Origin of the sequence: Vibrio sp. THAF64 (assembly GCF_009363455.1) — a bacterium.
GTDB classification, from domain to species: domain Bacteria; phylum Pseudomonadota; class Gammaproteobacteria; order Enterobacterales; family Vibrionaceae; genus Vibrio; species Vibrio coralliilyticus.
Map to the genome: position 1 here is coordinate 861117 of NZ_CP045355.1, position 17886 is coordinate 879002.

Annotated in this window: 18 protein-coding genes; 13 read left to right on the forward strand and 5 right to left on the reverse strand. The window is 45.4% G+C overall.

The window, feature by feature from the left end; genetic code table 11:
• Nucleotides 1-30: 30 nt before the first annotated feature.
• Entirely contained in the window at nt 31-783 is a 753-nt protein-coding gene (locus tag FIU99_RS03930) for a DUF1853 family protein (protein ID WP_152472041.1), read from the reverse strand.
• Nucleotides 784-895: 112 nt separating this feature from the next.
• Here FIU99_RS03930 and FIU99_RS03935 point away from each other — a divergent pair, with 112 nt between their 5' ends.
• On the forward strand, nt 896-1654 hold the full coding sequence (locus FIU99_RS03935) for a Nif3-like dinuclear metal center hexameric protein (RefSeq protein WP_006959584.1): 759 nt from the start codon (nt 896-898) through the stop codon (nt 1652-1654).
• Between the two features lie 181 nt (nt 1655-1835).
• On the opposite strand, the gene FIU99_RS03940 is transcribed toward FIU99_RS03935, so the two are convergent.
• Nucleotides 1836-3125, reverse strand: coding sequence for a citrate synthase (locus tag FIU99_RS03940; RefSeq protein ID WP_006959582.1), 1290 nt, complete (start codon nt 3123-3125; stop codon nt 1836-1838).
• A 396-nt stretch (nt 3126-3521) separates the two neighbouring features.
• On the opposite strand from FIU99_RS03940, the gene sdhC reads away from it, so the two are divergent.
• From sdhC to tnpA, 9 genes are all read left to right on the forward strand, one after another.
• Entirely contained in the window at nt 3522-3914 is a 393-nt protein-coding gene (gene sdhC / locus FIU99_RS03945; protein ID WP_006959581.1) for a succinate dehydrogenase cytochrome b556 subunit, read from the forward strand.
• Nucleotides 3908-4252: a succinate dehydrogenase, hydrophobic membrane anchor protein gene (gene sdhD / locus FIU99_RS03950; RefSeq protein WP_006959579.1), complete on the forward strand. Its 345-nt coding sequence runs from the start codon at nt 3908-3910 to the stop codon at nt 4250-4252. Before sdhC ends, sdhD begins: the two co-directional genes overlap by 7 nt.
• Nucleotides 4253-6019: a succinate dehydrogenase flavoprotein subunit gene (gene sdhA, locus FIU99_RS03955; protein ID WP_006959577.1), complete on the forward strand. Its 1767-nt coding sequence runs from the start codon at nt 4253-4255 to the stop codon at nt 6017-6019.
• A 14-nt stretch (nt 6020-6033) separates the two neighbouring features.
• Nucleotides 6034-6744: a succinate dehydrogenase iron-sulfur subunit gene (locus tag FIU99_RS03960; RefSeq protein ID WP_006959575.1), complete on the forward strand. Its 711-nt coding sequence runs from the start codon at nt 6034-6036 to the stop codon at nt 6742-6744.
• A gap of 94 nt (nt 6745-6838) precedes the next feature.
• Complete coding sequence (gene sucA / locus FIU99_RS03965; protein WP_006959573.1) at nt 6839-9664, forward strand: 2-oxoglutarate dehydrogenase E1 component; 2826 nt, start codon at nt 6839-6841, stop codon at nt 9662-9664.
• 27 nt (nt 9665-9691) lie between these two features.
• Nucleotides 9692-10897 carry a 2-oxoglutarate dehydrogenase complex dihydrolipoyllysine-residue succinyltransferase gene (gene odhB, locus FIU99_RS03970; protein WP_006959571.1) on the forward strand — a complete coding sequence of 402 codons (1206 nt, stop codon included), beginning with the start codon at nt 9692-9694 and terminating at the stop codon, nt 10895-10897.
• A 209-nt stretch (nt 10898-11106) separates the two neighbouring features.
• Complete coding sequence (gene sucC, locus FIU99_RS03975; protein WP_006959569.1) at nt 11107-12273, forward strand: ADP-forming succinate--CoA ligase subunit beta; 1167 nt, start codon at nt 11107-11109, stop codon at nt 12271-12273.
• Nucleotides 12273-13145, forward strand: coding sequence for a succinate--CoA ligase subunit alpha (sucD, locus tag FIU99_RS03980; RefSeq protein ID WP_006881309.1), 873 nt, complete (start codon nt 12273-12275; stop codon nt 13143-13145). The genes sucC and sucD overlap by 1 nt, the downstream gene beginning before the upstream one ends.
• A 174-nt stretch (nt 13146-13319) precedes the next feature.
• Nucleotides 13320-13766, forward strand: a complete 447-nt coding sequence (tnpA, locus tag FIU99_RS03985; protein ID WP_039951144.1) for an IS200/IS605 family transposase — start codon at nt 13320-13322, stop codon at nt 13764-13766.
• Between the two features lie 88 nt (nt 13767-13854).
• Here tnpA and FIU99_RS03990 read toward each other — a convergent pair whose 3' ends face one another.
• On the reverse strand, nt 13855-14142 hold the full coding sequence (locus tag FIU99_RS03990; RefSeq protein WP_006959568.1) for a hypothetical protein: 288 nt from the start codon (nt 14140-14142) through the stop codon (nt 13855-13857).
• Between the two features lie 804 nt (nt 14143-14946).
• Between FIU99_RS03990 and FIU99_RS03995 the strand changes: the two genes are divergently transcribed.
• Entirely contained in the window at nt 14947-15465 is a 519-nt protein-coding gene (locus FIU99_RS03995; RefSeq protein WP_031342745.1) for a GNAT family N-acetyltransferase, read from the forward strand.
• On the opposite strand, the gene FIU99_RS04000 is transcribed toward FIU99_RS03995, so the two are convergent.
• Both FIU99_RS04000 and FIU99_RS04005 read right to left on the reverse strand, forming a co-directional pair.
• Nucleotides 15413-15712 (reverse strand): DUF3301 domain-containing protein, encoded by a 300-nt coding sequence (locus FIU99_RS04000; RefSeq protein WP_006959567.1) that lies wholly within the window; start codon nt 15710-15712, stop codon nt 15413-15415. The two genes, FIU99_RS03995 and FIU99_RS04000, sit on opposite strands and share 53 nt — an antisense overlap.
• 3 nt (nt 15713-15715) lie before the next feature.
• Nucleotides 15716-16753 (reverse strand): DUF3549 family protein, encoded by a 1038-nt coding sequence (locus FIU99_RS04005; RefSeq protein WP_006959566.1) that lies wholly within the window; start codon nt 16751-16753, stop codon nt 15716-15718.
• A gap of 75 nt (nt 16754-16828) precedes the next feature.
• On the opposite strand from FIU99_RS04005, the gene FIU99_RS04010 reads away from it, so the two are divergent.
• The gene (locus FIU99_RS04010) at nt 16829-17143 is read left to right on the forward strand and encodes a YqcC family protein (RefSeq protein ID WP_006959565.1); all 315 of its coding nucleotides are present in this window, start codon (nt 16829-16831) and stop codon (nt 17141-17143) included.
• A gap of 56 nt (nt 17144-17199) precedes the next feature.
• Nucleotides 17200-17865 (forward strand): tRNA pseudouridine(65) synthase TruC, encoded by a 666-nt coding sequence (gene truC, locus FIU99_RS04015; RefSeq protein WP_231115506.1) that lies wholly within the window; start codon nt 17200-17202, stop codon nt 17863-17865.
• Nucleotides 17866-17886 lie beyond the last annotated feature (21 nt).

Below are 17886 nucleotides of genomic sequence, written 5' to 3' on the forward strand. Positions count from 1 at the left end.
ATTATATGGAGAGAACTGCGCTTCATTTGGCTATCCGTTAGGCCAGTGGTCTGGAACCACAAACCAAAATTGCCCTTGTTCAGTTTGTGCATGAACAAATCGGCCATCAGGTTTGGTAATTGGCTGCTCAAAACCTTGCCTACCTGTTGCCCAGAAAGGTTTGTCTAGCTGGTATAAAGGCTCATCAATGAGTTCCCACTGGCTTTCATAGCACCAAAACCCTGATATTTGGGTTGTGTCGATCTTATAGCCTAGGCAGTGTGTGGGAATGGGCTCGGTGGAAAATGGATTAATATAGAGCCTCCCCTGAAGCAGGAGATGCTCAGTTAAATTGTCTAATTCAGGGTACTTGGATGAAAATTGCGTTGAACTGCTCATTTTTAATTGATGAGAGAGCATGCGATCAAGTTTCTTATCCAGTTGGTCGTGGGCGTTAGGGCCGTACCAAATGCCTTGATGCAATAAATAGAATTTAATTGCCACTTCCCAGTGCTCTAACTGATTCGAACTTTCATTTTTCAAAATCAGATCGATGGCCCCAAGTGTCTGGCCATTTTCCCGATGGATTTGGACTTCTTCTAGCTCTACAGAATATCGACCACTATTGACGAGAAGTTGGGTACATAAATGTTGGTATAGAAAACCGAGTCTAGGGTTACCGTGATAATTTGGGTCACTTAAGGGATGTACCGGCAAAGTCTGCAGAGACTCGAATGGTGGAGTCAGCGTAAACAGAGATGGTGAAGAGGCAATCCAATGGTAAAAACGCTGTAGCTGATTCATCTCTGATCCTTTAAAACAAAATTGACGCTATTGTAACCGCAACCGATTGAAACTAGCATCCTTTATATAGTTGCAATACACTTTGCAAATCGTGCAGTTACTGGAAGTCACAATGAACAATATACAGCTGGAACAGATTCTTAACGAAAAACTTTCTCCTCAACTCATCAAAGATTATGCACCGAACGGTTTACAGGTCGAAGGTAAAACAGACATTAAACGTGTGGTAACGGGGGTGACGGCCTCTCAAGCTCTGATTAACAAAGCGGTTGAGTTGAAGGCGGATGCATTGCTTGTTCATCATGGATACTTCTGGAAAGGAGAACCTGAGCCTATTCGTGGAATGAAAGGGAATCGCATCCGAACGCTAGTCAAAAATGATATCAACTTGTTCGGCTACCACTTGCCCTTGGATATTCATCCTGAACTCGGTAACAACGCAGAGCTAGCACGATTATTAGAGATTGACGTGGAAGGTGGCCTGGAAGGACATCCGCAATCATTGGCAATGTTTGGTCGTCTGGAACAGCCGATGACTGGTGCAGACTTCTCAGCCAAGATAGAAAAAGTACTGAGCCGTACTCCTTTACATATTTCACCTGATAATGCAGATAAAGTAATTGAAACTGTAGGTTGGTGTACCGGTGGTGGGCAAGACTTTATCGAGTTAGCAGTAAAACATGGTCTGGATGCGTTTATTTCGGGTGAAATCTCTGAGCGCACTACCTACACAGCCAGAGAAATGGATATACACTATTTTGCAGCAGGGCATCATGCAACAGAGCGTTATGGTATCAAAGCTCTTGGTGAGTGGTTAGCTAAAGAACACGACTTGGATGTTGAGTTTATCGATATTGACAACCCAGTTTAAGGTTCACAATCGCTAAAGGAGCAGAACCAATCGGAGGCTGTACTTATGAATAGAGCCTCCAATATGGACGAAGCGATTCAAACCGCGCTTTATAACTCCCAAAATATTAAAAGGGTTGATGCGAAAGCATCAACCCTTAATTTTTCTAGCTTCTAGCTTCTAGCTTCTAGCTTCTAGCTTCTTATTCGCGTTCGTGAATAGGCTTGAAGTTACGCTGAGTTTCACCAGTGTAAAGCTGACGCGGACGACCAATGCGGTTCAGTGGATCACTGTGCATTTCGTTCCAGTGAGCGATCCAACCAATTGTACGTGAAAGTGCGAAGATTACTGTGAACATTGAAACCGGAATACCAATCGCTTTCAGAATAATACCTGAGTAGAAATCTACGTTCGGGTACAGCTTCTTAGATACGAAGTACTCATCAGACAGAGCAATACGCTCAAGTTCCATTGCTACATCCAGTAAAGGATCGTCAATGTTCAGTTCTTTCAGAACGTCATGACACGTTTCGCGCATTACCGTCGCACGTGGATCGTAGTTCTTGTAGACACGGTGACCAAAGCCCATTAGGCGGAATGGGTCATCCTTGTCTTTAGCACGATCAATGTACTCAGGAATGTTGTCGACACTGCCGATTTCTTCCAGCATCTTCAGACACGCTTCGTTAGCACCGCCGTGTGCAGGTCCCCATAGTGATGCGATACCCGCGGCAATACATGCGAATGGGTTTGCACCTGAAGAACCAGCAAGACGAACCGTTGAAGTGGAAGCGTTTTGCTCGTGGTCTGCGTGAAGTGTGAAGATCTTATCCATCGCACGTGCAACCACTGGGTTTACTTCGTATTCTTCACATGGGTTAGCAAACATCATGTGTAGGAAGTTTTCCGCGTAGCTTAGGTCGTTACGTGGGTAGATAAATGGTTGACCGATAGAGTACTTGTAACACATTGCAGCAAGCGTCGGCATTTTCGACAGTAGACGATAAGCCGTGATCTCGCGGTGAGTGTCGTTGTTGATGTCTAGTGAATCGTGGTAGAAGGCTGCCAAAGCGCCAACTACACCACACATTACTGCCATTGGGTGTGCGTCACGGCGGAATCCGTGGAAAAAGCTCGCGATCTGCTCATGCACCATAGTATGGCGAGTGACAGTAACTTTGAATTGCTCGTATTGTTCTCGTGTAGGGGCTTCACCGTAAAGAAGGATGTAACATACTTCTAAATAATCAGCATTATTAGCTAACTGATCAATAGGGTAACCACGGTGCAAAAGGATACCTTTGCCGCCGTCGATGTAGGTGATTTGAGATTCACAGGATGCAGTGGCAAGAAAACCTGGATCAAAAGTGAAATAACCATTTGCTCCAAGTTTACGAACATCAATTACAGGCGTGCCAAGGGCACCTTCCATAATTGGCAGTTCGATAGGCGCTTGACCTTCAACATGAAGGGTCGCTTTCTTATCTGCCATAACAATCTCCTTTGTTTATTATTTAATCCGTCCAGGATGTTTGTGTGACATTTTTGTACGTGTGTTCGTTATCAAAGTCAATTTTTCTCCTCCGACTTGTGCACTTGTTTTGATTTTTTATACGTATAAGGTTAAAAATCTGTTCTGTGTAGCAAAAATTGTTACATCAATTGTGCTAAAATGTTTCCAGCCGTATAGTGGCGCCGTAAATTTTGGTGGAAACCTTATAAATTCAAGGTTTGAAACAAATGTGAGGTGATGTTTCAAATCTTGTTGTTAACAAATATTTTACAAATTTACCCCGGTTTTTTGCCTGCTTGTTGTTAAATAAATGTTAACTTTTGTAGGTTTGCAATCAAATTTCGTTCATAACAATAAATGCTTCAATGGAGCTGAGTGAGCAAGCCCGTGAAAGAAAGAAAGTCAAGACCTGTTAATTTAGATTTGCAGACTATCAACTTTCCGATCACAGCAATCGCATCTATCCTGCACCGAGTTTCAGGTGTAATTACGTTTGTCGCGATCGGGATACTTCTTTGGTTATTATCCATTTCCCTGTCTTCCCCTGTAGGTTACGCACAAGCTGTCGACATCGTTGACGGTTTCTTTGTGAAATTTATTTTGTGGGGTATTTTGACGGCTTTGGCCTACCATATAGCAGGTGGTATTCGTCACTTGTTGATGGACCTAGGTCATTTTGAAGAGCTGGAATCTGGCGCAATGAGCGCTAAGGTTGCATTCGCAGCGACGGCCGTTCTGTCTGTACTTGCGGGGATTCTGGTATGGTAAAACACATTTCATCTTTTGGTCGTAATGGTGTGCACGATTTCCTACTAATTCGTGCAACTGCAATCATTATGACGCTTTATACTATCTATCTGGTGAGCTTCTGTGCTTTCTCAGATATTTCTTACGTATCTTGGACACAGTTCTTCGGTGGGACTTTTACTAAAGTCTTTACCATGCTTGCGTTGGTATCCGTTCTTATCCACGCTTGGATTGGTCTATGGCAAGTTCTTACAGACTACATCAAATGCGCTAAGCTTCGCGGTTTTCTACAGCTAGGCATCATTGCAGTGCTATTTGGTTACTTCTTCTCTGGTCTATTTATTCTGTGGGGTGCGTAAGTGTCTATTCCAGTTCGCGAATTTGATGCCGTAGTAATCGGCGCTGGTGGTGCAGGCATGCGTGCTGCGCTACAAATTTCTGAGCAAGGCCTGACTTGTGCTTTGCTATCTAAAGTATTTCCTACTCGTTCACACACTGTTTCTGCTCAAGGTGGTATTACCGTAGCACTGGGCAATTCACACAAAGACGATTGGCAATGGCACATGTACGACACCGTTAAAGGGTCGGATTACATCGGTGACCAAAATGCTATCGAGTATATGTGTAAGAATGGTCCTGAGTCGGTTATTGAATTAGAAAAAATGGGTCTTCCATTTTCTCGCTTTGATAACGGAACGATTTACCAACGTCCTTTTGGCGGCCAGTCGAAAGAGTTTGGTGGCGAGCAAGCCGCTCGTACCGCTGCTGCCGCTGACCGTACTGGTCATGCACTGCTTCATACTCTGTACCAACAAAATGTAAAACACAAAACCACTATCTTCTCTGAATGGTACGCGCTTGATCTGGTTAAGAACCAAGACGGTGCCATCATGGGTTGTACAGCAATCTGTATGGAAACGGGTGAGATTTGTTACTTCAAATCTAAAGCGACCGTTCTAGCCACTGGTGGTGCTGGTCGTATCTACGCTTCAACGACTAACGCACACATCAATACTGGTGATGGTGTTGGCATGGCACTACGCGCAGGCGTACCAATGCAAGACATGGAAATGTGGCAGTTCCACCCAACAGGTATTGCAGGTGCAGGTGTACTTGTGACCGAAGGTTGTCGTGGTGAAGGTGGCTATCTTCTTAATAAAGATGGTGAACGCTTCATGGAGCGTTATGCGCCTAACGCGAAAGACCTAGCGGGTCGAGACGTTGTAGCGCGTTCAATGATGATCGAAATCCGTGAAGGCCGCGGCTGCGATGGCCCATGGGGTCCTCACATCAAACTGAAACTGGATCACCTAGGTAAAGATGTTCTTGAGTCTCGCCTACCAGGTATTTGTGAGCTTTCACGTACGTTTGCTCACGTAGATCCAGTTAAAGAACCAATCCCAGTTATTCCAACTTGTCACTACATGATGGGTGGTGTACCAACTCAGGTTTCAGGTCAGGCTATTAAACAAGCGGCTGACGGCAGCGAATCTGAAGTTCAAGGTCTTTTTGCGTGTGGTGAAATTGCTTCGGTATCTGTTCACGGTGCTAACCGTTTGGGTGGTAACTCACTGCTTGATCTGGTTGTATTTGGCCGTGCTACTGGTTTGCACCTTGGCGAAACGTTGGCGGCTCAAACAGAAGCTCGTCCTGCGACAGAATCTGACATTGAAGCCTCTCTAGCGCGTACTATGCGTTGGGAAAACAGCACAGGTGGCGAAGATCCAGTACAGATTCGTAAAGATCTACAAACTTGTATGCAAAACAGCTTCTCGGTTTTCCGTGAAGGTGACGCAATGGCAACGGGTCTAGAAGAACTAAAAGTTATTCGTGAGCGCTTGCAAGACGCACATCTTGCCGATAAATCGTCTGAGTTCAATACTCAGCGTATCGAGTGTCTGGAGCTAGACAACCTAATGGAAACAGCGTTCTCGACAGCAGTTGCGGCAAACTACCGTACAGAGAGTCGTGGAGCACATGCTCGTTTTGATTACCCAGAGCGTGATGACCAGAATTGGCTATGTCACTCTATTTATAACCCGGAAACAGAAGCGATGACTAAACGTGATGTCAACATGACGCCAGTTCATCGTGAAGCTTTCCCGCCGAAAGTACGTACATACTAAGGGAGGAATAAATGATGAAACTAAACTTCTCTTTGTATCGTTACAACCCAGATGTCGATGATAAGCCATACATGAAGGATTATATCCTTGAAGTAGACGAAGGCTCTGACATGATGGTTTTGGACGCCTTGATTCTGCTTAAAGAACAAGATCCAACAATTGCATTCCGTCGTTCGTGTCGTGAAGGGGTTTGTGGTTCAGACGGCCTTAATATGAATGGTAAAAACGGTTTGGCCTGTATCACTCCACTGTCTGCGCTAGCAGGCGATAAGCTAGTGATTCGCCCGTTACCTGGCTTACCAGTTGTTCGTGATTTGATTGTCGATATGACTCAGTTCTACGATAACTACGCAAAGGTTAAACCATTCTTGATTGATGATGATGCGTTGCCACCATCACGCGAGAACCTTCAATCTCCTGATGAACGTGCTCATTTAGATGGATTGTACGAATGTATTATGTGTGCGTGTTGTACTACCTCGTGCCCATCGTTCTGGTGGAACCCAGATAAATTTATCGGTCCTGCAGGGTTGCTTGCTGCTTATCGTTGGCTGATCGATAGCCGCGATACTGCAACAGATGAACGTTTGTCAAATCTTGATGATGCATTTAGCGTTTTCCGTTGCCATGGCATCATGAATTGTGTAAGTGTTTGTCCTAAGGGACTAAACCCAACGAAGGCTATCGGTCACATTAAGACAATGCTGGTCAATCGTTCGGTTTAATAAACAATAAAAATTGCCGATCACTCTGGTGATCGGCTCTTTATAGCTCGGCATAGACCGAAGCAAACGTGAAAACTACTGGTTAAGGGAAAATATGCACAACGGCGTGATGAAGGCATGGCTCGAGTCTTCACACTTGGCTGGCGCCAATGCAACTTATGTAGAAGATCTCTACGAACTGTATCTAAGTGATCCCGATCTGGTAAGTGAGGAGTGGAAACGTGTATTTGATGGCTTGCCTAAGCCTTCTGAAGAGGTTGTTGAGCAGCCTCATTCGCGTGTCCGCGACTACTTCCGACGACTCGCTCAAGAAACAAAGCATTACAATGTCCAAGTTAGTGATCCAGATGTCGACGCTAAGCAAGTAAAAGTTCTTCAACTTATTAACGCATACCGTTTCCGCGGTCATGAAGCTGCAGAACTTGATCCACTCGGTTTATGGCAACGTCCAACAGTGGCGGAGCTAGACCCAGCATTCCACAATCTCACCGAAGATGACTTCGAAGAATCGTTTAACGTCGGTTCTTTTGCAATTGGTCAAGAGACCATGTTGCTGAAAGACATCTACTCCTCTCTCAATAAAATCTACTGTGGCTCCGTTGGTGCAGAATACATGCACATGACAGACACTGAGCAAAAACGTTGGATCCAGCAACGTTTAGAATCAGTGGTAGGTAAGCCTTCTTTTTCAAAAGAAGAGAAACAAGAGTTTCTTGAAGAGCTGACCGCTGCAGAAGGCCTAGAGCGATACTTGGGCGCTAAGTTCCCTGGTGCGAAGCGTTTCTCGCTAGAGGGTGGTGATGCGCTCATTCCAATGACGAAAGAACTAATTCGCCACGCTGGTAAAAACGGCATGCGCGAAGTTGTTATTGGTATGGCACACCGTGGTCGCTTGAATATGCTGGTCAACGTTCTAGGTAAAAAGCCTCAGGATCTGTTCGACGAGTTTGCGGGTAAACATGACGAAACATGGGGTACTGGTGATGTTAAGTATCACCAAGGTTTCTCTGCAGATTTTGCTACCCCAGGCGGCGATGTGCATTTAGCACTGGCTTTCAACCCGTCTCACCTTGAGATTGTTAATCCAGTAGTTATTGGTTCGGTTCGCGCGCGTCAAGATCGTCTTGGTGATACTGAGGGAAGTACTGTTCTTCCTATCACTATTCATGGTGACTCTGCAGTTGCAGGTCAGGGTGTTGTTGCTGAAACATTTAACATGTCTCAGTCTCGTGGTTTCCGGGTTGGTGGTACTGTTCGCATTGTTGTGAACAACCAGGTTGGTTTCACTACGTCAAACCCGAACGATACGCGTTCGACTATGTACTGTACTGATATTGCGAAAATGGTACAGGCACCAATTTTCCACGTTAATGCTGATGATCCAGAGGCAGTTGCATTCGTGACTCGCATTGCTCTTGATTATCGTAACGAGTTTAAGCGTGATGTTGTGATTGATTTGGTTTGTTACCGTCGCCATGGTCACAACGAAGCGGATGAGCCAAACGCTACTCAGCCATTGATGTATCAAAAAATTAAGAAGCATCCAACGCCACGTAAGCTTTACGCTGACGTGTTAATTGAGCGTGGGGACTTTGGTATTGATACCGCTACTCAGCTAGTAAATGAATATCGTGATGCTTTGGATCGTGGTGAAGTCGTTGTTAAAGAGTGGCGTCCAATGGCTCTTCACTCTGTCGACTGGGCTCCGTACATTGGGCATGATTGGGACGTTGAGTGGGACAGTGAGTTCCAAAAAGAACGTTTGCTAGAGTTGGGACAGCGCATTTGTCAGTACCCAGAAAGCCACAAGCTACAGAGCCGTGTTAACAAGCTATACAATGATCGTAAAGCGATGTTAAGTGGTGAGAAAGCGATTGACTGGGGTATGGCAGAAACACTGGCATATGCGACTCTTGTTGATGATGGTAAGCGTATTCGTATTTCTGGACAGGACTCGGGTCGTGGTACTTTCTTCCACCGTCACTCAGTTCTGCACAACCAAACGGATGCAAGTACATTTGTGCCATTGGCCAATATTCATGACAAGCAGGGTCCGTTTGAAGTTTATGACTCTGTTTTGTCAGAAGAGGCCGTGCTGGCATTTGAGTATGGATATGCCACAGCAGAGCCAAGCGGCCTAACTATTTGGGAAGCGCAATTTGGTGACTTTGCTAATGGTGCTCAGGTAGTTATTGACCAGTTCATATCCTCAGGTGAGCAAAAATGGGCGCGTCTGTGTGGCCTGACAATGTTGCTGCCACATGGCTATGAAGGTCAGGGACCAGAGCACTCTTCCGCACGTTTGGAGCGATACCTACAGCTTTGTGCTGAGCAAAACATGCAGGTTGTTGTGCCATCTACGCCAGCTCAGGTGTACCACATGATTCGCCGTCAGGTTGTGCGCCCGATGCGCCGTCCTCTTATCGTGATGTCTCCTAAGTCATTGCTTCGTCATCCTCTATGTACGTCATCTATTGAAGAGCTTGCGGAAGGTACCTTCCAGCCAGCGATTGCTGAGATAGACAAGTTGGATGCTAAGAAAGTGAAACGCGTCGTTTTCTGTTCAGGTAAGGTGTATTTCGACCTATTAGAACAACGTCGTAACAACGAGCAAGAAGACGTAGCGATTGTGCGGATTGAGCAACTTTACCCATTCCCTCTGGAAGAGGTTAAAGCTGCCATCGAGCAATACACAAATGTAGAAGATTTCGTTTGGTGTCAGGAAGAGCCGCAAAACCAAGGTGCTTGGTACTCAAGCCAACACAACTTCCGTGCTGCTATTCCGGCAGGTGCAGATCTTAAATACGCTGGACGTCCAGCGTCAGCATCACCTGCAGTAGGTTACATGTCAGTACACTTGAAACAACAGAAAGCGTTGATTGAAGACGCACTTACCGTGAATACAAAAGCTTCAGACTAAGAACTGAAGTTAAAGGAAGAAACAGATATGACAATTGAAATTCTGGTTCCAGATTTACCTGAATCTGTTGCTGATGCGACAGTAGCAACATGGCACAAACAACCAGGTGACGCGGTAGAGCGTGACGAAGTTCTGGTTGACATTGAAACTGATAAAGTAGTTCTAGAAGTACCGGCTCCTGAAGCGGGTGTTCTAGAGGCTATCATCGAAGAAGAAGGTGCTACCGTTCTTTCTAAGCAACTGATTGCTAAACTTAAACCTGGTGCTGTTGCTGGTGAGCCAACAAAAGATACGACTGAGGAAGCGGAAGCGTCTCCAGATAAGCGTCACAAAGCGTCTCTGAGTGAAGAAAGCAACGATGCGTTGAGCCCAGCTGTACGTCGTCTTCTTGCTGAACACAACTTGGAAGCAAGCCAAGTGAAAGGTACAGGTGTTGGTGGTCGTATTACGCGCGAAGATATTGAAGCGCACCTTGCGAATGCCAAAGCTGCACCGAAAGCAGACGCTCCTGTAGCCGAAGCGCCAGCAGCTGCTCGCAGCCAGAAACGCGTTCCTATGACGCGTCTGCGCAAAACTGTTGCAAATCGTCTGCTTGAAGCGAAAAACAACACGGCAATGCTGACTACGTTTAACGAAGTAAACATGAAGCCAATCATGGATCTTCGTAAGCAGTACAAAGATCAATTCGAAGAGCGCCACGGCATCCGTCTTGGTTTCATGTCTTTCTACGTGAAAGCGGTTACCGAAGCACTGAAACGTTACCCAGAAGTAAACGCTTCTATTGATGGCGATGACATTGTTTACCACAACTACTTCGACATCAGCATGGCGGTTTCTACGCCTCGTGGTCTAGTTACTCCAGTCCTAAAAGATTGCGATACGCTAGGTTTTGCTGATGTAGAAAAAGGCATCAAAGAATTAGCGATCAAAGGTCGTGACGGCAAGTTGACAGTAGACGAGCTGATGGGTGGTAACTTTACTATCACTAACGGTGGTGTTTTTGGTTCACTAATGTCTACGCCAATCATCAACCCGCCGCAATCAGCGATTCTTGGCATGCACAAGATCCAAGAGAGACCAATGGCTGTTGATGGCAAAGTAGAAATTCTACCTATGATGTACCTTGCACTTTCTTACGATCACCGTTTGATTGATGGTCGTGAGTCAGTTGGTTTCTTGGTTACCATCAAAGAGCTACTGGAAGATCCAGCACGTCTACTTCTTGACGTGTAATTAACTCAGGCACCAGATTGATTTTGGTAATCTGGTGCCTAAAGTTTCTAAGGCTGAGCACGCTCAACGCTCAGCCTTCATTTGAAGCACTCGTTATTGAATTGGATAGCTAGTGGTTTAATTGAGAAGACCCTACAGACGTTAGGTCGTTTCGATCAAAGCGTCATGGACATAATAATCCCTCAAGGGAAAACAAACGGAATATCAAAATGAATTTGCATGAATACCAAGCCAAACAGCTGTTTGCAGAATTCGGTTTGCCTGTACCGGAAGGCTATGCGTGTGATACCCCTCAAGAAGCTTTCGAAGCTGCGGGACGCATTAGCACAGAGAAAAAAGTTGTTAAATGTCAGGTTCACGCTGGTGGCCGCGGTAAAGCGGGTGGTGTTGAACTACATGACACAAAAGATGGCGTAAAAGAATTTGCGCAAAAATGGCTAGGTAAGAACCTGGTAACTTACCAAACAGATGCAAATGGTCAGCCTGTTACAAAAATCCTTGTTGAAGAAGCGTCTAATATTGCTAACGAACTTTACCTTGGTGCGGTTGTTGACCGTGCAAGCCGTAAGATCGTTTTCATGGCTTCAACGGAAGGCGGTGTTGAGATTGAGAAAGTTGCGGAAGAAACGCCGGAGCTAATCCACAAAGCTGCGATCGACCCATTGGTTGGTCCTCAAGCTTATCAGGGCCGTGAACTTGCGTTCAAACTAGGCCTAGCGGGTGACCAGATCAAGCAGTTCGTTAAGATCTTCATGGGTCTTGGTACTATGTTTGCTCAGTACGATCTAGCACTACTAGAAATCAACCCACTAGTTGTTACTGGTGAAGGTAACCTGCTTTGTCTAGATGGCAAGATTAACATCGATTCAAACGCTATGTACCGTCAGCCTAAGCTGCGTGAAATGCACGATCCTTCACAAGAAGATGAGCGTGAAGCTCATGCTGCTCAGTGGGAACTGAACTATGTCGCTCTAGATGGCAACGTTGGCTGTATGGTTAACGGTGCGGGCCTAGCAATGGGCACAATGGATATTGTAAACCTACACGGTGGTAAGCCAGCTAACTTCCTAGATGTAGGTGGCGGCGCGACTAAAGAGCGTGTAGCAGAAGCATTCAAGATCATTCTATCTGATGACAATGTAAAAGCAGTACTAGTAAACATCTTCGGTGGTATCGTGCGTTGTGACATGATCGCAGAAGGTATTATTGGTGCAGTTAAAGAGGTAGGTGTAAGCGTACCTGTTGTTGTTCGTCTTGAAGGTACTAACGCAGACCTAGGTCGCGAAGTTCTTGCTAATTCTGATGTTGATATCATCGCTGCTGAGTCACTAACTGACGCAGCTCAGAAAGTTGTTGCTGCTGCGGAGGGCAAATAATGTCTGTACTAATTAATAAAGACACCAAAGTAATCTGTCAGGGTTTCACTGGTGGTCAAGGTACTTTCCACTCTGAGCAAGCTATCGCATACGGTACACAGATGGTTGGTGGTGTATCTCCAGGTAAAGGTGGTCAAACTCACCTTGGTCTTCCTGTATTCAACACTGTACGTGAAGCAGTAGAAGCAACTGGCGCAACAGCAACAGTTATCTACGTTCCAGCACCTTTCTGTAAAGATGCAATCCTAGAAGCGATTGATGCAGGTATCGAGCTTATCGTAACGATCACTGAAGGTATCCCTACAACAGATATGATCGACGTTAAAGTGAAGCTAGAAGAAACTGGCGTTCGCATGATCGGTCCTAACTGTCCAGGTCTAATCACTCCTGACGAGTGTAAGATTGGTATCATGCCTGGTCATATCCACAAGAAAGGTAAAGTAGGTATTGTTTCTCGCTCTGGTACTCTAACGTATGAAGCGGTTAAGCAGACTACAGATGAAGGCTTCGGTCAGTCTACTTGTGTTGGTATCGGTGGTGACCCAATCCCAGGTTCAAACTTCATTGATATCCTAAAACTGTTCCAAGAAGATCCAGAAACTGAAGCTATCGTAATGATCGGCGAGATCGGTGGTACAGCAGAAGAAGAAGCAGCGGCGTTTATCAAAGAGAACGTGACTAAACCTGTAGTTTCTTACATCGCTGGTGTTACTGCACCTCCAGGTAAACGTATGGGCCACGCTGGTGCAATCATCTCTGGTGGTAAAGGTACAGCGGAAGACAAGTTTGCAGCTCTAGAGGCAGCAGGCGTTAAGACGGTTAAGTCTCTAGCAGACATCGGTAAAGGTCTACGTGAAGTAACAGGTTGGTAATTCACCAGTCTGCCTAAACAAACAAAGGCTTGGCATTGCGCCAAGCCTTTTTTATTTTCTGGCCCTAAACCACCTTCTTTAGAAGGTGGTGATCGTTCTTTTGGGCTTTGCCCGAAGAACGCTCATGTTCAAGATGTCCTCGTTTGCAACCAACAAATGAAGGAAATAACGAACATGAGCAGATATGAATCCGCTTCACACGTTTATCATCGGTGCCAATATCATATTGTTTGGACACCTAAATATCGACTAAAGATTCTGAAAGGAAATTTAGGCAAAGAGCTGTATCGAAGTATCTACGTTTACAGCAATATGAAGAAATGCAAGGTTGTCGAGCTTAACGTCCAAATTGATCATGTCCATTTAGTCGTGAGGCTTCCGCCGAGCATGAGTATCTCAAATTACATGGGGTTTGTTAAAGGTCGTACAGCGATTAGGTTGTTTAACAAATTTCCGTATTTGAGAAAGAAAAAGCTCTGGGGTAATAAGTTCTGGCAACGAGGTTACTTTGTTGATTCGGTAGGGATGAACGAGGAAATTATACGTAGATACGTCAGGCACCAAGATCGTGTGGGGAAAGAAGAAGAGGAGCGACAAATGCTTCTAGGGTTAGATAAATAGCAGTGAGCCCCCTTATAGGGGGCCAACCAAAGCCACCTGCTATGCAGGTGGATTTTTACTCTGGGTCTTATCAGCGAGATAAACTCACTTACGAGTTCGCCATCTTCTCTTCTAATAGTGCCAACCTAGTGGTCAACTCAGCGACTTGTTTTTCCAGCTCAGTAATTCTGCATGCGTCATTAGCTGTTTTAGCAGCGACTTCTACTTTGGGAACACGGTTAGCACTTTTCCAGCTTTTAATTGTCGTTATAAGAGCGGGCATAGGGATGGCTGTACTAAGGCGTGCTTTCACCAAGGCGACGGTTGGCTCCTTACCCTCTTTTTGGAGCTGTTCTAAAACTTCCTTAAGCTCCTGACTAACATCTTGAGTGAGCATATGACCTCCTTGAATGCGTTTAGCGTCATGATACTCAACGTATCCTGTGAATGCGAATAGAAAATGCACGCTTGTAATGTGCGAGATCTCTTACGCTTAGTGTGCGATAAAACAGTCTTACACAGGTGTGATAAACGCATTGTTATTTTATGTTGTTGAATTTGTTTGATATTAAATCTAAATAGCGTATTTATGTAACCTGAGCATTCGTTTATCGCATTGCTTATAGAAAGAGGTAGGGTAAATTACCAAGTGTTGGACGGGATGCTGACACGGAACAGGAACGTTAAGGACTGAACATCTTCGGGACGAAGATTTGGCTAGTAAGGAGTGCTAGTCAGCAAGGAGCGAAGGATACTGTAGGGAAGCAGTTACTGATGGGAACTCAGTACTAAGGACGGATAGGGCCCCTCTGGGAAGAGGCGTGACATTATCAGGATGATGCAAAGGACACCGCTCAGGGAACTAGTGACGTGCGCTAACAGGTCAGTTAGCTATCAGGACGATTAGGACACCGCTAGGACGGCGAAGCCAGGATAACACTGAAGGATTCAGTGACTATTAAGGAAGATGCATGGAGCACCTTTTGTGGCCGGACTGCTACGAGTAAGACTATAGCCCCGATATTTGCGTATCGGGGCTTTTCTTTAACCTTAGGCATAACTCACACTAACAACGTCAAAATAACAATCTAGATCAATAACTAAACCTATCAGTTGGTATAACTTTTCGGCTTTGTTTCTACGTTTGGAAACAAAAAATAGCCCCTGTGCTTCGGGGGCATGCTGTCAATAAGGATGTGTTGTGACTATCGTAACTCGCCGAACATTACTGGTGCCATACAATGAATCATTACAGTCAGAATTCTTGATGCTTAACTGTTGTGCCAAGAATCGAGCTGAGATGAATGGACCGCACACTGTTTCTTCAGCAAAACAACTTTTCCAGCAAGTTTTACATGATCACACCATTTATGCGTTGGCTGTTTTAGACAGTCATTCACGAGAATATATCGGGCATGTATTTATCTATCATTTGGATAGTGGGCCGGAATTAGGGTATATCTTTGATAAAGCCTATTGGGGGAAGGGATACGCCAGTGAAGTACTGAAGGCCTTTTTCCCTAAGGCGGTGCGGGATCTCAACTTAACTCGCGTATCAGCAACAGCCAACATTGAGCACACGCCATCGATTCGTATTCTAGGCAAGCTGGGTTTTGAGTTATGCGGTCAAAATCGTGATGCATTTGGCCCGTATAATCAGTATGTATTTACATCCGATGAGGTGGCAGATCGACCTTTATCAGTCGAAAGCCTTGCATGATCAACTTGCCTTGGTAGCAGTCATCACCAAGCGATGAAAACTCAAATTGATAAACAGAGTGCCAACGCCAGATTCCGTCTGGCGTTTTCAGTTTATGACCTTTTAGCGCGACGCTGATCAATTGCAAATCGAGCTGCTTACATTTGTTGGCCGCGATTGATTTGGCTAACTCAGCTTGTCTTCTCTGTTGCCAGAATAAAAAACAGCCGAATACCAATCCCAGAATGGCTAGAAGGTCACCGATCATCTTTTAGCCCTTAGTCGCTTGTTGAAGTTTTACCAGTGCCTCTGCCAGCTCCTGAGATGGTGCAGAATGAAGCAGGGGTAATAACACCATTCTCAATTCAGGCAGCATCACCAGATCGGCAAACAGTTGATTAAATAGTGCCTGATTTCCAGTCTGAGCTAAACGCAGAAGAAATTGCTGCGCACGTTGTGGGTCGCGGAGAAGGTACCAACTGCGGCCTGCTACACCAATCAACACTTCTTGATGACTTAAGCGAGGAGACGCGAGTATTTTGTCGAGTATCACTCCTGAATACGACGTGTTAGCTCCAGACAATGCACGAGCGAGAGCGCCGAGGAGGAAGATATCTGGGTCTTTGCTGTCTATCTGCTCAAGGGCCATTTCTTGTAAACGCTCTGCCAGTTTATCCGGCAAAGGAGTGTGCTCCAGCGCTCCTAACAAGGCATAAAGGGGCTCATTAGGCAGGTGCTTTAGTGCTTTACGTAAGTTGACGCCGTTTTGGTTGTGTCCAAGGCGAGCACAGATATCGGTTACACCTTGAAGGCCGACGGTCTGCCATTTGTCCCAGCCGAGACCTCCAGAAAAGTAGTGCTGTGCGTGCTCATAGTACTGACTGCATGGTAAGTCGAGTTGAGCTCTTATCTGACTGTGAAACACAGCCATTTTATCTTCAGCAGGCTTATAGGTATAAGGGTTATTCGATAGCTTTTGTTGCTGCTCTTCCGTCATTTCCTGACTCAAGCGCGTTCCCATCGCCTCAACGACATATTTAATGAAGTTGCCTACATCAGCCTGCTTCAATAGACCACGCTCATCCAGCTCAAACTTTAAAAACCAAATCCACGGTTGCTTGTGTTCATTCCAGTAAGCAATCGCGAGATGCGCTTTGCGTTGTAAAGGGAACGGATAGGGTTGAAGGCCTTTTTCTACATCGGCAAACACTTTGCTGTCTATGTGTTTGATTCGGCGCCCTAGATCGTAAACCTGATATTGGCATTCACTATTGGTTAATAACTGGCTGAGGGTATGAATGGTGTCCATTGCTGAATAGTCCTAACTTTCTTTCCTCTATAAATGGTACTCTTATGCCTAATTTCAAGGTTTCCCCTCAGGTTTATGACAAAAGAACAGCAATTAGTACCACTTCTAGACCAGTTACCCTCTGTCATGCGCGAGCTAAAACTATGGCAACGACACAAGCCTGCTGACCAAGCACTACAAAGTGCTGAACCTTTTGCGGTCGATACGTTACAACCAGAACAATGGTTACAGTGGGTATTTTTACCAAAAATGGCATATCTTCTTGAGCAGAAGATGCCTTTACCCGCGGGCTTTGCGATTACGCCTTACTTTGAAGAGTGTTGGAAAGAGCATGGGGCATATACTCCATTACTTGATCTACTTAGAGCGATAGATGAGGCCTGTGCGTGATATTAGATATTGTTTTTCAGGACGAGTACTTTGTTGCCGTGAACAAGCCTGCTGGGATGTTGGTTCACCGTAGTTGGTTAGATAAACACGAAACTCAGTTTGTGATGCAGACATTGCGTGACCAAATTGGTCAACATGTATTTCCACTTCATCGTCTTGACCGACCGACGTCGGGTGTACTGATTTTTGCGTTGTCGAGTGATGTGGCCTCTCAAGTGATGCCTATGTTTGCCAACCATGAAATGGTCAAGACCTATCACGCCATTGTGCGAGGTTGGATTGAAGAGGCGGGACGATTAGATTATGCCTTAAAGGTTGAGCTGGATAAGATCGCCGATAAGCATGCGAGCCAAGAGAAGGAGGCTCAGGAAGCGATCACCGATTACCACACATTGGCAAAAGCAGAGATCCCTTATTCAACAGGAAAGTTTCCCACGACTCGTTACTGTTTGATGGAATTAAAGCCTCTGACTGGGCGTAAACATCAGCTCAGACGACATATGGCTCACCTTCGTCATCCGATAGTCGGTGATACCACGCATGGCGATGGCAAGCACAACAAATTGTTTAGAGAAGTCTATGACTCCCACCGCTTGCTTCTGCATGCCTCAAGCTTAGAGTTTGTGCACCCGTTTACTAACCAAACGGTGCTGATTAAAGCGAAAGTCGATGATACATGGCAGAAGATTTGCGATGAGTTTGCTTGGCAGATGCCTGAATAGAATGAAAAAAGCTCTCGAAAG

Coding starts and splice junctions, on each gene's coding strand:
- FIU99_RS04000 (WP_006959567.1), bottom strand. CDS start 15,712: ATGATCGGTGACCTTCTAGCCATTCTGGGATTGGTATTCGGCTGTTTT.
- FIU99_RS03990 (WP_006959568.1), bottom strand. CDS start 14,142: ATGCTCACTCAAGATGTTAGTCAGGAGCTTAAGGAAGTTTTAGAACAG.
- FIU99_RS03930 (WP_152472041.1), bottom strand. CDS start 783: ATGAATCAGCTACAGCGTTTTTACCATTGGATTGCCTCTTCACCATCT.
- FIU99_RS03960 (WP_006959575.1), top strand. CDS start 6,034: ATGAAACTAAACTTCTCTTTGTATCGTTACAACCCAGATGTCGATGAT.
- FIU99_RS04005 (WP_006959566.1), bottom strand. CDS start 16,753: ATGGACACCATTCATACCCTCAGCCAGTTATTAACCAATAGTGAATGC.
- sdhD (WP_006959579.1), top strand. CDS start 3,908: ATGGTAAAACACATTTCATCTTTTGGTCGTAATGGTGTGCACGATTTC.
- tnpA (WP_039951144.1), top strand. CDS start 13,320: ATGAGCAGATATGAATCCGCTTCACACGTTTATCATCGGTGCCAATAT.
- odhB (WP_006959571.1), top strand. CDS start 9,692: ATGACAATTGAAATTCTGGTTCCAGATTTACCTGAATCTGTTGCTGAT.
- FIU99_RS03940 (WP_006959582.1), bottom strand. CDS start 3,125: ATGGCAGATAAGAAAGCGACCCTTCATGTTGAAGGTCAAGCGCCTATC.
- FIU99_RS04010 (WP_006959565.1), top strand. CDS start 16,829: ATGACAAAAGAACAGCAATTAGTACCACTTCTAGACCAGTTACCCTCT.
- truC (WP_231115506.1), top strand. CDS start 17,200: ATGTTGGTTCACCGTAGTTGGTTAGATAAACACGAAACTCAGTTTGTG.
- FIU99_RS03935 (WP_006959584.1), top strand. CDS start 896: ATGAACAATATACAGCTGGAACAGATTCTTAACGAAAAACTTTCTCCT.
- sucA (WP_006959573.1), top strand. CDS start 6,839: ATGCACAACGGCGTGATGAAGGCATGGCTCGAGTCTTCACACTTGGCT.
- sucD (WP_006881309.1), top strand. CDS start 12,273: ATGTCTGTACTAATTAATAAAGACACCAAAGTAATCTGTCAGGGTTTC.
- sucC (WP_006959569.1), top strand. CDS start 11,107: ATGAATTTGCATGAATACCAAGCCAAACAGCTGTTTGCAGAATTCGGT.